The 16,144-nt window shown below is 75.9% G+C and carries 5 protein-coding genes (1 of these 5 cut by a window edge); all 5 read left to right on the top strand.

Annotated elements, in window-relative coordinates; translation table 11 throughout:
• Tightly spaced (each overlapping or abutting the next), the 5 genes in view from AC0OO9_RS02885 to AC0OO9_RS02905 form a layout consistent with a single transcriptional unit that may run on beyond the window.
• Positions 1 to 783, top strand: partial view of an amino acid adenylation domain-containing protein gene (locus AC0OO9_RS02885; RefSeq protein WP_484515332.1) — the final stretch only. 12,810 nt of this gene lie to the left of the window's left edge; the window shows 783 of its 13,593 coding nt (coding positions 12,811-13,593); the start codon falls outside the window, past its left edge; it ends in the stop codon at positions 781 to 783.
• Positions 780 to 4,838, top strand: a complete 4,059-nt coding sequence (locus AC0OO9_RS02890) for a non-ribosomal peptide synthetase (RefSeq protein WP_484515334.1) — start codon at positions 780 to 782, stop codon at positions 4,836 to 4,838. Before AC0OO9_RS02885 ends, AC0OO9_RS02890 begins: the two co-directional genes overlap by 4 nt.
• Positions 4,838 to 14,422 carry an amino acid adenylation domain-containing protein gene (locus tag AC0OO9_RS02895; RefSeq protein ID WP_484515336.1) on the top strand — a complete coding sequence of 3,195 codons (9,585 nt, stop codon included), beginning with the start codon at positions 4,838 to 4,840 and terminating at the stop codon, positions 14,420 to 14,422. The genes AC0OO9_RS02890 and AC0OO9_RS02895 overlap by 1 nt, the downstream gene beginning before the upstream one ends.
• A complete protein-coding gene (locus AC0OO9_RS02900) occupies positions 14,419 to 15,483 on the top strand; it encodes a GSCFA domain-containing protein (protein ID WP_484515338.1) in 1,065 nt (354 codons plus the stop codon). Before AC0OO9_RS02895 ends, AC0OO9_RS02900 begins: the two co-directional genes overlap by 4 nt.
• Entirely contained in the window at positions 15,473 to 16,141 is a 669-nt protein-coding gene (locus AC0OO9_RS02905) for a hypothetical protein (protein ID WP_484515340.1), read from the top strand. Before AC0OO9_RS02900 ends, AC0OO9_RS02905 begins: the two co-directional genes overlap by 11 nt.
• Positions 16,142 to 16,144: the final 3 nt, after the last annotated feature.

Genomic DNA, 16,144 nt, shown 5'->3' on the forward strand with positions numbered 1-16,144 from the left:
GAACACACCGCCGAGCGGGCCGTCGTCGCGGCCGCGCAGCGGGCCGTCACGGTGGTCGAGGACCCGGCCGCGCGCGCCGCGTTCACCTCGGACGCGCGGGGCCGTCGCGACTTCGCGCCCGACACCCCGGCGGTCACGCTGACCGCGCCGGCCGACCCGGCGTACGACCGGCGCTACGCCGGCTACCGCACGGTGCGCCGCTTCGCCGCGGACCCGCTGCCGGCGGCGGCGCTCGGCGGGTTGCTGGCCACCCTCGCCCAGCGGGAGGTCGACGGTCGGGCCAAGTTCCAGTACGGCTCGGCCGGCGGCACCTACGCCGTGCAGACGTACGTCCTGGTCAGAGCGGGGCGCATCGACGGGGTGCCGGGCGGGGCGTACTACCACGACCCTGCGGCGCACCGGCTGCTGGCGCTCGGTCGCGACCGCGAGCTGAGCCCCGACGCCTTCGACTACTTCGTCAACCGGCCGGTCTTCGAGGCCGCCGCGTTCGCGCTGTTCCTCGTGGCGCAGCGCGCGGCCATCGAGCCCCTCTACCAGGAGCAGAGTGCGACCTTCACCGCGATCGAGGCGGGCGCCATGGCCCAGCTGCTGACGATGGCCGCCCCCGAGCACGGTCTCGGCCTGTGCGGCGTCGGAGCCCTGGACACAGCGGAGCTGCCCGCCCTGTTCGACCTGGAACCCTCGCACCGGCTGGTGTACGCGCTGCTCGGCGGCGGCCGTCCCGGGGCGGAACCGGCCGCGCCCGACGCCTCCGCCACCGACACGATCACGGTCGAGCTGTGAACGCCTACGAGCTGCTCGACACGCTCAACCGGCACGCGGTCGGGTTGCGGGTCGACGGCGACCGGCTGCGCCTCACGGGCTCCCGCGAGGTCCTCACGCCCGACCTGCTGGCCGACCTCAAGGCGCACAAGGAGGAGCTGGTCGCGATCCTGACCGGCGCCGACGCGGACACGATCCCCCGCCGGCCGCGACCGGACGCGCCGGTGCCGGTCGCGTTCGCCCAACGGCAGCTCTGGTTCCTCGACCAGCTCTCTCCCGGCAACCCGTTCTACAACAACCCGGTCGCGTTCGACGTCGTGGGCGCCCTGAACGTGCCGGCGCTGGCCCGCGCCCTGACCGAGGTGGTGCGCCGGCACGAGGCGCTGCGTACCGTCTTCGCGCTCGTCGACGAGGAGCCCTGCCAGGTGGTGCGGCCGGCCGGGCCGGTCGCCCTGCCGGTCGTGGACCTCACCGCGCTCCCCCGCCCGGAGCGCTTCCGCCGGGCCGACGAGGCCGCCGAGGCCGAGGCGCGGTCGCCGTTCGACCTGGCCGCCGGCCCGCTGCTCCGCACCGCCCTGCTGCGGCTGGCCCCCGACGAGCACCGCTGGCTGCTCACCGTGCACCACATGGTGGCCGACGGCTGGTCCGTCGGCATCCTGATCGGCGAGGTCACCGCGCTCTACGCCGCGTACGCGCGGGGCGAGGCTCCCGCGCTGGCCGAGCTGCCCGTGCAGTACCCGGACTACACGCTGTGGCAGCGCCGGCACCTCGGCGGCGGCGAGCTGGAGCGCCAGCTCGGCTACTGGACGCGGACCCTGGCCGGTGCGCCCGCGCTGCTCGCCCTGCCGACCGACCGGCCCCGCCCGGCGGTGCAGCGCTACCGGGGCGAGACCCACGGCACGACTGTGGACGCCGCGGTGCTGCGGGGCCTGCGGGAGGTGGGCCGGGCCGGCGACGCGACGCTCTTCATGACGCTCATGGCCACGTTGTCGGTGCTGCTGTGGCGCTACAGCGGGCAGGACGACGTCTGCGTCGGCACCCCGTTCGCCAACCGCAACCACCGTGACGTGGAGGGCCTGATCGGCCACTTCGTGAACACGGTGGTGATCCGCAACCGGCTGGACCCGGGGCAGTCCTTCGCGGCGCTGCTGGCCGACGTGCGCCGGCACCTGCTCGACGCGTACGCCCATCCCGACCTGCCGTTCGAGCAGCTCGTGGACGCGCTCAACCCGGAGCGGCACACCAGCTACTCGCCGCTGTTCCAGGTGATGCTGGTGCTCCAGAACATCCCGCGCGGCCGGCTGGAGCTGCCCGGCCTGGAGCTGCGGCCCCTGTCGAGCAGCACCGGCGCGGCCAAGTTCGACCTGTCGGTCGAGGTGATGGAGCACGCCGACGAGCTGCACGTCATCTTCGAGTACAACACGGACCTCTTCGACGCCGCGACGATCGCCCGGCTGGCCGGACACTTCGCCCGCCTGCTCGCCCAGGTGGCGGCCGATCCGTCGGCCCCGGTCGGCGCGCTGCGGCTGCTCGGTGCGGACGAGCGGCACCGCCTGCTGGTCGAGTGGAACCGCACCGCGCGACCGCCCACCGGCCCGGCGGACGTGGTGCGGCGGATCGCGGCGCAGGCGCGGCGGCACCCCGACTCACTCGCCGTGGCCGACGACGACGAGCGGCTGGACTACGCCACGCTGGAGCGGCGGGCCAACCGCCTGGCGCACGCGCTGATCGCCCGGGGCGTGCGCCGCGACCAGGTGGTGGGCCTGCACGCACGTCGCTCGGCCGGGCTGATCGTCGCCATCCTGGGCGTGCTCAAGGCCGGGGCCGCCTACCTGCCGCTGGACCCGGCCCTGCCGCCGGAGCGGCTCGCCGGCATGGTCGCCGACGCGGCGCCGGCCCTGGTGCTCGGCGAGGACGACCTGGCCGCCGTCGAGGCCGAGGGGCGCCACGACGGTCCGCCCGGCGTCGTCGTGCACCCCGCCAACCTGGCGTACGTGATCTACACGTCGGGCTCGACGGGCCGCCCCAAGGGCGTCGCGGTCGCCCACGGCGGCGTCGTGAACCTGCTCGACCACTGGGTGTCGCGGCTCGGCGCCGCCGAGGGGGAGGCGGCGGCGCTCTGGTCGAGCGTCGGCTTCGACGTCTCGGTGCAGGAGATCTTCCTGCCGCTGACCACGGGCGGGGCCCTGCACCTCGTACCGGAAAAGCTGCGCGGCGACCCGGCGGCGCTGATGGGCTGGCTGCGCGAGCACCGCGTCGTGCAGGCCTACCTGCCGCCGGCCTTCGTCCGGTGGATCGACGAGGATCCGGCGACCTGCCTGGCCGGATCGGCGCTGCGCCAGCTGCTGGTCGGGGTCGAACCGCTGCCGGAGCAGGCCCTGCACCGGATGCAGGAGGCCCTGCCCGGGCTGCGGGTCCTCAACGGGTACGGGCCGACGGAGACCACCGTCTACAGCACCGCCTACCTCGACCCGCAGCCGTCCGCCCGGCGGTGCCCGATCGGCCGGCCGATCGCCAACACCCGCATCTACCTGCTCGACGAGCGGCGGGAGCCGGTGCCCGTCGGGGTCACCGGCGAGATCCACATCGGTGGCGCCGGGGTGGCCCGCGGCTACCTGGGCCGGCCGGGGGCGACCGCCGAGCGGTTCGTTCCCGACCCGTTCGTGCCCGGGGAACGGCTCTACCGCACCGGCGACCTGGCCCGGCTGCTGCCCGACGGGAACATCGAGTACCTCGGCCGCCGCGACAACCAGGTCAAGATCCGGGGCTTCCGCATCGAGCTGGGCGAGATCGAGGCCGCGCTGCGGGACCGGCCGGACGTACGCGAGGCGGCGGTGCTGGTCGACTCGGACCCGGCCGGGGAGCCGAGGCTGGTCGCCGGGGTCGCCCGGGACGGGGCGGCGCCGTTGCTGGTCAGCGAGTGGCGCGAAGCGCTGTCGCGACGGTTGCCCGGCTACATGATCCCGTCGCTCTTCGTGGAGCTGCCGCAACTGCCGCTGACCGCCAACGGCAAGCTCGACCGCGACGAGGTGCTGCGGCTGGCCCGTACCGGCGCGCCCTGGCAGGTCAACCTGGCCAGCCCGCGCGACCAGATCGAGCTGACCCTCTACCAGATCTGGAAGCGCCTGCTGCTGCACCCGCAGATCGGCATCGGCGACCGGTTCTTCGACGTGGGTGGCACCTCGATCTCGGCGATCAAGCTGGCCCACGCGATCGGCGAGGCGTTCGGCGAGCCGCTGCCGGTCCACGAGATCATGCTGCACCCGACCATCGAGGCGCTGGGCGGCCGGCTGCGGCGGGGCGCGTCGGGCCGGCCGCCGAGCAACCTGATCGAGTTCCGGGCGGGTGACGGCGCCGGCCGGGTCATCTGCGTGCACCCGGCCGGCGGCACCGCGTTCTGCTACCTGTCGCTGGCCAAGGCTCTCCCGGAGTCCCTCGGCGTGTACGGGATCCAGTCCCCTGGGGTGAACCCGGGCGAGGAGTTCCTGCCCACCGTGGAGGCGATGGCCGAGGCGTACCTGGGGCAGATCGCGCACCTGCTGGACGGGCCGGTGGTGCTGACCGGGCTCTCCTACGGAGGGCTGGTCGCGTACGAGATGGGACGCCGGCTGGCCCTCGCCGGGCATCCCGGGTCGAGCGTGGTCCTGCTGGACACCCTGGGCACCGACGACCCGGCCCACCGGGGCGCGATCGAGCCGGTGGACATGGCCGAGTTCCGCGACAAACTCATCAAGTTCAACGGGATGTACCCGGGCATCGACGACGAGCAGATCGACCAGTACCACCGCGTCTACAACCACAACCGGTCGACGATGCGCGACTATCCGACCCCACCGTCGCCGGCCCGGCTGGTGCTGTTGCAGGCCACCGCCGGGCGCGACGAGGCCTTCCTGCGCGAGGTGCGCGCCTTCTGGCACCGGCGCGGCGAGGCCGACTTCCTGCTGGAACAGGTCCACTGCGACCACTGGGACATCCTGGAGAGCGCCGTGGTGCTGCGGGTCGCCGCGCTGCTGCGCGGCGAGATGGACCGGCTCTCCGACGCCCGTCCGACGACGCCGGCCGTACGGGAGGCGTGATGGTCCAGGGTCCCGGTCTCGCGCACGCCGTGCTCGCCCAGGCCAGCCGTACCCCCGACGCGGTCGCGGTGGCCGACGGCGACCGGCGCCTCAGCTACGCCGACCTGGACGCCGCCAGCGCCGCCGTCGCCCGGTCCCTGCGCCGGGCCGGGACCCGCCCGGGTCAGGCCGTCGCGGTGCACCTGCCGCGCGGCTGGCGGCTGGTCTGCGTCATGCTCGGCATCCTGCGGCTCGGCGCGACCGTGGTGCCGCTGGACCGGCAGAGCCCGCCCGGGCGGCGGGACCACATGCTGCGCGACTCGGGCGCCGTGGCGGTGGTCCACGGCCCGGACGCGCCCGGTGACCTGCCCGACGGGATCCGCCCGCTGCCGGCGGAGGCCCTGCTCGCGGGAGCCCCGGCGACCGGGTCGGACGGGCCGCCCGCGCCGGTCGCGTTCGTCTTCTACACCTCGGGCACCACCGGCCGCCCCAAGGGCGTGGAGGTGCGCGACGCGGGCATCCTGCGGCTGGCCCGCCCCGGCTACGTCGCGCTGACCCCGGCGGCCCGCTACGCGAGCCTCGCCAACCCGGCGTTCGACGCGATCAGCTTCGAGGTCTGGGTGCCGCTGCTGACCGGCGGCTGTTGCGTCGTGCTCGACGACGAGACGGTGGCGACGCCGCACCTGCTCGACGCCGCGCTGCGCCGGGAGCGGATCGACACGCTCTTCATCACCGTGGCGCTGTTCAACACGGTGGTCGACGAACGGCCGCACTGCTTCGCCGACGTCGGCCAGGTGCTCGTCGGCGGCGAGCAGCTCAACGCCCGGCTGATCCGCCGCTGGTACCGCGACAACCCCGCCAGCCGCACCCGGCTGCACAACGTCTACGGGCCCACCGAGGCGACCACGTTCGCCCTGTGCCACCCGGTCCCGCGCGACTTCGACGCCGAGGTGGTGCCGATCGGCCGGGTGCTGCCGGGCACCGACGCGCACCTGGTGGTCGACGGTGCCCGCGTCGCCGCGCCGGGCGAGGTCGCCGAGCTGTACCTGGGCGGCGCGGCGCTGGCGGCCGGCTACCGCAACCTGCCCGAGGAGACCGCCGCCCGTTTCGTCCGGCTGCCCTGGCTGGACGGCTCCACCGGCCGCCACTACCGCACCGGGGACCTCGTGCGCGCCGACGCCGCCGGCCGCGTCGAGTACGTCGGCCGGGTCGACCGGCAGGTCAAGGTCCGGGGCTTCCGGGTCGAGCCCGGCGAGGTGGAGCGGCAGATCCTCGCCCACCCGGGGGTCCGGCAGGCGTACGTGTGCACCCGGCGCGACCCGGTGCACGGCACGAACGAGCTGCTGGCGTACCTGGTGACGGCTCCCGATCTCTCGTTCGCGGAGTTCGACAGGCACCTGGGCGCGACCCTGCCGCCGTACCTGCGCCCGCACCGGGTCCACCGGGTCGGGGCGCTGCCGCTGACCCCGAACGGCAAGGTGGACGCCGACGCGCTGCTGCGGCGCGACGACCCGCCATGGCGTGCTGGGCGGGACGACCCACCCGGGCGTGCTGGGCGCGAGGACCCGCCATGGCGTGCTGGACGCGACGCCCCGCACCCACCCGACGGGCGCGAGGAACGCCACGACCCGCACGCGCGCGACGGGCGCGAGGAACGCCACGACCCGCACGCGCGCGACGGGCGCGAGGAACGCCACGATCCGCCCGCGCACGACGGGCGCGACGGCGGCCCCGCCGAGGCGGCCGGCACGGCGTGGCAGCGGGCGGTGCTCGGGCTGGCCGGCGAGGTGCTGGGCGTGCCCGACCTGCGACCGGACGACCGGTGGATCGCCAGCGGCGGGGATTCGCTCAAGGCGCTGCGGCTGCGCTTCGAGATCCAGCGGCGCTGGGGCGCCGAGGTGCCGCAGGCGCTGGTGCTGGGCGGCGACCTCGCCAAGCTGGCCGCGGCGGTCGCGACGGCCCGTACCGCGACCGGCTCGCCGTACCCGGTGCCGGCTCCCCCGTCCGGGGCCCGCTCCGCGCCGGCCACCTCGGAGCAGCAGCGGCTCTGGCTGTTGCAGCAACGGTCGCCGACGTCCACCGCCTACCACGTGGGGCTCGCCTTCGAGCTGCGCGGCCGGGTCGACGTCGACGCGCTGCGGCACGCGCTGCGCCGGGTGGTGGCGCGTCACGCGGCGCTGCGGACCGCCTTCCGGGCCACGCCAGAGGGGCTGCGCCAGGAGGTCGGCGAACCCTACGACCCGTGGCGCGAGCCCACTCCCGCTCCCGCTACCGACGCCGACGGGGCCGGCGACAGCGAAGGGGCCAGGACCGGCGACGGGGCCGGCGAGGGCGACCGGGCCGGGTGGCGCGAGCGCGCCCGCGCCCTCTTCGCCGCCCCCTTCGACCTGGCGCAGCCGCGCATGCTGCGGGCGTACTGGCTGGCCCGCGACGGCGGCGGGGTGCTCCTGCTGCACCTGCACCACATCGCGGTCGACGGCTGGTCGCTCGACGTCCTCTTCCGCGGGCTGTCGACCGCGTACGCGGCGGCGCTGGCCGGCACGACCGAGGACGAGGACGCGCCCGCCCCGACGCCGCTGGACTACGCCCGGTGGCAGACCGAGTGGTTCGCCCAGCCGGCCTACCGGGCACAACGCGACGCCCTGCGCGGCCACTACGCCGACGTGACGGAGGTCGCCGCGCCGCTGCGGCCGGTCCGGGAGCGCGGCGGCGGCACCGGGGACCGCCTGCTCCACACCACGATCGGCCCGGAACGCCGCGCCGCCCTCGACCGGCTCGGCGCCGAGCTGGGACTGACCCGCTTCCCGCTGCTGCTGACGCTGTTCGGCTGGGCCGTGCACGGGGTGACCGGCCGCACCCATCCGCGCGTCGCCAGCCCCGTCGCGAACCGGCCCGTACGCGACTTCGAGGCGAGTGTCGGTATGTTCGCCAACACGGTGCTGCTGCCCCTGGCGCTGGCCCCCGCCGAGGAGCTGCGGGCGCAGCTGCGCCGACAGGCCGACGCCGTACGCGCGGTGCTCGACGCGCAGGACGTGGCGCTCGCGCACGCCGTCGCCGACCACGACTTCGGCGTCGACGCGCCGCTGTTCGACTTCCTCTTCGTCCTCGACAACACCGACTTCTCCGCGCTGGCGCTGCCCAGCTGCGCGTCCCGGCCGGTCTGGCTGTCCCCGACCGAGGCCAAGTGCCCGCTCACCCTCTCGATCGTCGCGCACGGGTCCGGCCTCGACTGTCTCTGGGAGTACGCCGACGAGCACTTCGACGCCGCCGACGTGGCCGCGGCGGCCGAGTTGTTCCGGCGCGGCCTCGACGCGTTGACCGGCACCGGCCCGCGCACGCTGGCCGAGCTGGTGCGGCCCCACCGCCGCGGCCTGCCCGAGCCCGGCCTGGGTTCGCGTACCCCGGTGGCCTTCCCCACCGTGGCCGAGGCCTTCGCCCGGCGGGTGCGGGCGGAGCCGACCGCGACCGCGCTGGTCGCCGGCGACCGTCGCCTCAGCTACGCCGACCTCGACGCGTACGCCTCGGGGCTCGCCGCCGAACTGCTGCGGGACCATCCGGTGGCGACCGGCGACCGGCACCGCGTCGCCCTGTTCTTCGCGCCGTCGGTGGAGCACGTGGTGGCGCTGCTCGCGGCGGCCCGGCTCAACCTGACCGTCGTGCCGCTCGACCGGGCCTACCCGCCGGCGCTGCTGCGCCAGGTCCTGGGCCAGGTCGACCCGCTCTGCGTGCTGCTGGCGCCCGGCGACGAGCCCGCCCTCGACGTGATCGACGAGGGCGCCCACCCCCGGCACCCGGTGGTGCTGTCCCGGTCGGTCACGCCCGTCGCGCCGTCGTACGCCGGCCGCCCGCTCTACACGCTCTTCACCTCGGGCTCGACCGGCACGCCCAAGGGGGTGCAGGTCGGCGACGCCCTGCTGGTCAACCTCCTGCACTGGCAGGGCGAGGCCGGTGGCCTGGCGGGCGCGGCGGCGACCGTGCAGTTCTCCATGCTCTCCTTCGACGTCTCCTTCCAGGAGGTCTTCGGCACGCTCTGCGGCGGCGGCACCCTGCACCTGCCCCGCCCCGGGCTCAGGCAGGACATGCCGGCGCTGCTGGCGCACCTCGACGCCGCCGGCATCGAGCGGATCTTCCTGCCGTACGTCGCCCTGCAACTCCTGGCCGAGCACGGGGTCCGCCTCGGCCGGTACCCGTCCCGGCTGCGGGAGGTCGTCACCGCCGGCGAGCAGCTGATCTGCACCGACAGCATCCGCCGCTGGTTCGCGGGCCTGCCCGGTGCGCGCCTGTTCAACCACTACGGCCCGACCGAGACCCACGTGGTCAGCAGCCTCTGCCTCGACGGCGACCCCGCCACCTGGCCGACCCGGCCCGCCATCGGCCGCCCGGTCGCCAACACGTGGCTGCGGGTGGTGGACTCCGCCGACGAGGTCGTGCCGCCGGGCTGCCCGGGGCAGCTGCTGATCGGCGGGGAGCTGGTGGCGCCCTGCTACCTGGACGATCCGGCGCTCGACCGGGCCCGCTTCGTCGAGCTGCCCGGTGACGGCTGGTTCTTCCGCAGCGGCGACCGGGCCCGGTTCGACCGGGACGGCCTGCTGCACTACCTGGGCCGCGACGACCAGCAGGTGAAGGTGAGCGGGCACCGGCTGGAGCTGGGCCAGGTGGAGGCGGCCCTGCTGACGCATCCGGCGGTCGTCAACGCCGTGGTGGTCCGCGACGATCCGCACCTGGTCGCCTGTCTGGAGCTGCGGCCGGATCCACCGTCCCCGGAGGAGCTGACCGGTCACCTGGCGGGGCTCCTGCCCGGGTACGTGCGGGTGGACCGGTTCCGGCGGCTGCCGCAGCTGCCGCGTACCGCCAGCGGGAAGCTGGACCGCCAACGCGCGTTGACCGCACCGGGCGAGGAGCTGCGGCCGGACGCCGCCGCGCCGGCACCGGTCATGTCGGTCCTGGAGTCCCGGCTGGCCGGGCTCTTCGAGGAGGTCGTCGGGACGCCGATCGCACCCGACCGGCGCTTCTTCGACCAGGGCGCGGGCAGCCTCGACCTGATGCGCTTCCACCTGCGCTGCGCGGCCGAGGGGCTGCCGCTGAGCATCCCCGACCTTTTCGAGCACGTCACCATCCGTCGCCTCGCCCGGTTCCTCACCGAGCGGCGGGCCACGGAGGCGGCGGTGGGCGGGCGGGACGGGGCCGTCGCCGGCCCGGCGGACGAGCCGGTCGCCGTGGTCGGGATGGCCGTCAGGCTGCCCGGCGCGGCCGACCTGGCCGCCTTCTGGGCGATGGTGGAGGCCGGCGACCGGGGCATCGAGCACTTCGACGCCGCCGACGGCCTGGTCGGCGCCCGCAGCCAGCTGGCCGGGGTGCTCGGCTTCGACCCGGGGCACTTCGGCATCAGCCGGCAGGAGGCGCGGCTGATGGATCCGCAGCAGCGGCACCTGCTGATGAGCTGCGTCGAGGCGTTGGCGCACGCCGGCATCGCCGATCCCGGCGGGCAGCGGGTCGGCCTGCTCGCCAGCTGCGGCGAGAACACGTACTTCCAGACGATGCTGCGCGAAGCCGATCCGGCGCGGCTGCCGGACTCCTTCCAGTTGGCGCTGCACCACGAGAAGGACTTCCTGGCCACGAAGGTCGCCTACCACCTGCGGCTGACCGGTCCGGCCTTCACCGTGCAGGCGGCCTGCGCCAGCTCGCTGGTGGCGGTCCACGTCGCGGCCGGGCTGCTGCGCCAGGGCGACAGCGACGTGATGCTGGTCGGCGGCGTGCTGGTGGACCCGCTGCTGAGCGCCGGCTACCGCTACCAGCCGCAGCACATCTTCTCCCCGGACGGGCACTGCCGGCCGTTCAGCGACGACGCGGGCGGCACCGTCGGCGCCAGCGGGGTGGGCATGGTCGTGCTCAAGCCCCTGCGGCTGGCCCGGCGCGACGGCGACACCGTCTACGCCGTGATCACCGGATCCGCCGTCAACAACGACGGCGCGGAGAAGATCGGCTACGCCGCGCCGTCGGTCGCCGGCCAGCGTGAGGTGATCCGTACCGCGCTGCGTCGCAGCGGGCGTACCAGCGGCGACGTGGGCTACGTGGAGGCGCACGGCACCGGTACGGAGCTGGGCGATCCGGTGGAGGTGGCGGCGCTGCGCCAGGCGTTCGGCCTGGCCGGGTCCGGTCGCGTCGCGCTGGCCTCGGTGAAGAGCCAGATCGGTCATCTCGGCGCGGCGGCCGGGGTGGTCGGCCTGGTCCGCGCCGTGCTGGCCGTGCACCACGGACTGATCCCGCCGAACGTCGACTTCCGTCGCCTCAATCCACGGCTGGGCCCCGATCCGGCCCCGTTCCACATCCCCACGAAGGCCCGGCCCTGGCCCGTCGACCGGCCACGCGTGGCGGCGGTGAGCAGCTTCGGCATCGGCGGCACCAACGCCCACCTGGTCTGCGAGGCGGTCGAGCCGGTCGGCGCCGGCCCGGAGACTCCGCCGGCTCCCGGCGTACCGGTGTTGCTGCTCGCCAGCGGCAGCGCGGCCGGCCTGCGCGCCGACGCCGACCGCGTCGCCGACTACCTGGCGGCCCGGCCCGAGGCCTACCACCGGGTGCTGCGCCACCTCCAGGCGGGCCGCACGCCGGGCCGGTGGCGGGCGGCGGCCGTCTGCGCCGACGCGGCCGCCGCCGTGGCCTGGCTGCGCACCGCGACCGCCGTCGAGGTCACCCCCGTCGAGGCGGCACCCGTCGAGGTCACCGGACCGGCCGGTACGCCGCCGGCGGCCGACCTCGTCGCCGCCTGGCTGGCCGGTCGGCCGGTCCGGTGGCCGGCCGGGCCGGCGCAGCCGCCCTGGGACTTCCCCCCGCCGGCGTTCGTTCTCGTCGACCACGAGTTCGCCCGCGCCGCCCCGCCGGCCGGGGCGACACTGCCGACCGGTGCGACGGCACCCGCCGGGGCGGCGTCGCCCGCCAGCACGACACCGCCCGCCAGCACGACACCGCCGACCGGGACGGCACCGCCCGCCGGGGCGGCATCAGCCGGGGCGGCATCAGCCGGGGCGGCGTCGCCCGGGGTGGCATCACCCGCCGAGGTGGCGGCGGCCGGGGTGGCGGCGGCCGATCAGCCGTGGCCGGCGCGGCTGCCCGAGGCCGAGTGGTTGCACCAGCCGCACTGGGTGCGTTGGCGGCACGCGGGGGCCGACCCCGGCGCCCGCCGCCCGGAGACGCTGGTGATCATGGCCGCGGAACCGCCGCCGCCGGCCGCGCTCCGCGCCTTCGCGGCGTCCCACGCCCGGGTGGTGGCCGTCACCGCCGCGGACGGCTTCGCCCGGCTCGGACCGGACAGCTACCAGGCCGACCCGGCCGATCCCGGGTCGCTGGGCCGGCTGCTCGACGCGCTGACCGGCGCCGACGCCGGCTCGCCGGGCGCGCCCGGGCACAGCGGTGTCGACTGGCTCCACGCGCTGCCGCTGGCCGTCGACGGGCCGGTCGGCCCGGACGCGCTCGCCCACTCGTACCGGGCCTGCGTCGACACGCCGGCGGCGCTGCTGGCAGCCGTCGCCGCGCTGCCCCGCCGGCCCCGGCTGCGGGCCTGGTGGCTGTCGCAGCAGGCGCAACCCGTGCACGACGACGTACGCCGGCCGGAGCTGGGCCTGCTCGCCGGGGTCTGCGAGGTCGCACCCCAGGAAGGCGACGTCGCGAGCCACTGGGTGGACCTGCCGGGCCCCGATCCGGCCGACTGGGCGCCGGCGCTCGCGGCGCTGCTGGCGGAGGTGGCACCACCACCCCGACGACTCGCGCTGCGCGGGAGCTACTGGTGGGAGCAGGCGCTGCTGCCGGTCCGCCCGCCGGGCACGCCGGCCATGCATCCGCTGCCGGCGGTGCCCGCCACGCGCGCGCTGGCGGCCGGGCCGGCCGTGTACGTCATCCTGGGCGGCACGGGCGGCATCGGGCGGAGCATCGCCGCCTGGCTGCTGGAGCAGGGCGACTGCCGGGTGGTCCTGCTCGCGCGGCGGGGGCCGCTGCCGGCCGGGCTGGCACGGTGGGCCGGTCGCGTCGACCTCGTCGAGGGCGACCTGGCCGAGACCGGACCCGACGAACTGCTGGCCCGGCTCGACGCCCGGACCCGGCGGGTCGACGGGGTGGTCCACGCCGCGGGGATCGCGGCCGGCGGGTTGATCGACCGGCGGGACGCGGCCGCGATGCGGCGGGCCACGGCCGCCAGGAGCCACGGCGCGCTGCTCGTGGAGCGGCTGGTCGCGCGCCACCGGCCGTCGTTCGTCGTCTACTGCTCGTCGATGTCGGCGCAGCTCGGCGGCGTCGGCCAGCTCGACTACGCCGCCACCAACGGGCTGCTCGACGGCTTCGCCCGGCACCGGGCGGGCGGGGCCGACACCACGCTGCGGATCTCCGTGGGCTGGGACGTCTGGAGCGAGGTGGGCCTGGCCCGGGACGCCCTGCCCACCGACGCCCGGCACCGGGCACACCTGGCGGTCGGCCTCTCCGTGGACGAGGGGCGCCGACTCTTCGCACAGGCCCTGCGGCTGCGGCTGCCGCAGCTGCTCGTCTGCACCACCGCGCTGGACCGGGCGCGGGAGTTCTACGCGCCACCGGCCGGCCCGGCGGACGCGACACCCGCCGTACTGCCCCGGTCGGCCGCCGAGCAGGTCGACGAGTGGCTCTGCGACTGGCTGGGCGCCGACCGGCTCGACCCGGCCGCGTCCCTCTACGACCTGGGGGCCGACTCGCTGCTACTGCTGGACCTGATCGACCGGGTCAAGGAGCACTTCGGCGTCAGCCTCAACCTGTCCCAGCTGAGCCACCGGGTCAGCCTGGCCGAGGTGCTGGGGCTCCTCGGCGAGCCGGTCCGCGCCGCCGACCCCGCCGTGGCGGTGGAGGTCTGGCAGGCGGGCCGGGGGCGTACGGTGCTCTGCCTGGTCCATCCGGTCGGCGGCGACGTCCAGGCGTACCGGCCGCTGGTGTCGGCGCTCGACCCGCGGCTCACGGTCTGCGTCATCGCCGATCCCGCGCTGGCACGCCCCGGGCAGCCGGCTTGGTCCCTCGCCGAGCGGGCCGCGCGCTACCACGCCGCGCTGCGGGACCGCTTCCCCCGCGACGAGTGGCGCTGGCGGCTCGCCGGGTGGTCGTTCGGTGCCTGGGTGGCGCTCGGGATGGCGGCGGAGGCCGAGGCGACCGGCCAGCCGGCGGACGAGCTGTACCTGCTCGACCCGCCGCCGCCGGACGCCGCGCCGGCCCTCGGGGCGTACGACGAGGAGCGGCTCGCCGCGCTCTTCGCCCACGAGCTGGGGGCGGCGACCGGCGCGAACACTGCGGCGAAGGCGTACGCGGAAGCGCTGGCGCGCTGCTGCCGGGCCAACCTGGCGAGCATGGCGGAGCACACCCTGCCCCGGCTGGCCGGGACGCCCGGGCGGCTCTGGCTCGCGGGCCGCCCGACGGCCGGTCTGCCGGCGCTCGGCGCGCCGCAGGAGCAGGCCCGCAGGTGGCGGGGGCACCTGAGCGGGCTCGCCTGGCACCTCGTCGACACCACCCACTACGGCATCGTCGGGGCGCCGCACGTGGACGCGGTGGCCGGGGCCATCAACGAGGCGGAGTCGGCCACCGGCCCGAGGGCGGCGCGATGAACCCGTACCAGTCGTTGCCGTCGCGGTCGTTCTGGCGCACCGCCGTGGCCGAGCCGGAGATGCGGGACATCGGCGAGTTGTGGACGCCGAAGTTCGGCCTCGACCCCGACGATCCGGTCCTCACCGCCGGTTCCTGCTTCGCCCGCCACCTCGGTCCCGCCCTGCGCGACGAGGGGATGAACTGGCGTGAGGCCGAGTTGCCCCCGCCGGGGCTGACCGAGGCCGAGCGCCGGGCCCGCCACTACGGCGCGTTCTCCTTCCGCACCGGCGCCATCTACACCGCCGCCACCCTGCGGCAGTGGCTGACCTGGGCGCTGACGGACGACCCCGGGCCCGACGAGGTCTGGCGCGAGGGCGACCGGTTCTTCGACCCGTACCGCCCGTCGGTCGAACCCGACGGGTACGACTCGGCGGAGGCGACCCTGGCCGCCCGCCGGTCCACCCTGGCCGCGATGCGGGGGGCGGTCGCCGAGGCGGGCTGTCTCATCTTCACCCTCGGCCTGACCGAGGCCTGGCGGGACGCGGTCACCGGCACCGTCCACCCGGTCTGCCCCGGCACCGTCCGGGGCACCTTCGACGCCGGGCGGCACGTCTTCCACAACTTCACCGTGGCCGAGGTGCACGGGGACCTAAGCGCCGTCGTCGCGCTGCTGCGCGCCGCCAACCCCCGGCTGACCGTCCTGCTGACCGTGTCGCCGGTGCCGCTCACCGCGACGGCGACCGGGGCGCACGCGTTGACCGCCACCACGTACTCCAAGTCGGTGCTGCGGGCTGCGGCGGGCCAACTGGCCCAGGAACACGACCACGTCGACTACTTCCCCTCGTACGAGCTGATCACCGGTTTCCCGTTCCGGGGGGTCTTCTTCGCGCCGAACCTGCGCGCCGTGACGCCGGCAGGGGTCGCCTTCGTCATGCGCCACTTCTTCGACGCCCTCGAACGCGACCGGAACGGAACCCGGCCGAGGGATCGGACCGCGCCGGCGCCGGACCGCCGCGCCGACGCCGACGGAGGTGACCTCTACTGTGACGACGCCGTCCTCGACCGCTACCGTGCCGGCTAGGTTTCTGCTGCTGGGCGACTCGCACGCCGGGCCGATCGCCCGCGCGGCCGCGGCGGCCGGGGTGCCCTTCGTCGGGGGGCCCGTCGGCTCGGGGCGCGACTTCAACGTCGGATTCTTCGACGTACGCGACGGCGGCCTGGTGTTTCGCGACGCCGCCGTGCAGGAGCGCCACCGCGGCTTCCTGGCCGAGCTGGGCGTGGCCGACGTCGGGCAGCTCGCCGTTCCGCTGGTCTCGACGTTCGGGCTCAGCGCCCACTTCTTCGCCACCACCGAGAACTGGCGGATCTACCGGGCGGGCGACGGCGCCTTCCCGGCGGGCTTCCTCGCCGGCGGGCTCTTCGACGACATCGTGCGCGCCATGGCCCGCGACGCGTTGGCCTTCTACCGCCATGCCCTCGACCTCGGGCTGCGCGTCCTCGCGGTGCTGCCGCCGCAGCGGGTGCCGGGGATGTCCGACCCGCTGGTGTTCATGGCGGCCCAGGAGGCGGTCCGCCGCGCGCTCGTCGCGCTCGGCGTGGAGATCGTGGACCTGCGGGCCCGGGTCACCGACGGCGCGGGCCGGCAGCGGGCCGCGTTCTGCGAGCGGGACGACCCGATCCACGGCAACCTCGCCTTCGGCCGGCTGATCGTGGCCGACCTGTTGGCGCGGGGGCTGTGACAC

It is taken from the genome of Micromonospora sp. USAFONa4 (genome assembly GCF_057197825.1).

Bases quoted from the DNA above. Each gene is read 5' to 3' on its own strand.
- AC0OO9_RS02895 (WP_484515336.1), top strand. From the start codon at position 4,838: ATGGTCCAGGGTCCCGGTCTCGCGCACGCCGTGCTCGCCCAGGCCAGC.
- AC0OO9_RS02900 (WP_484515338.1), top strand. From the start codon at position 14,419: ATGAACCCGTACCAGTCGTTGCCGTCGCGGTCGTTCTGGCGCACCGCC.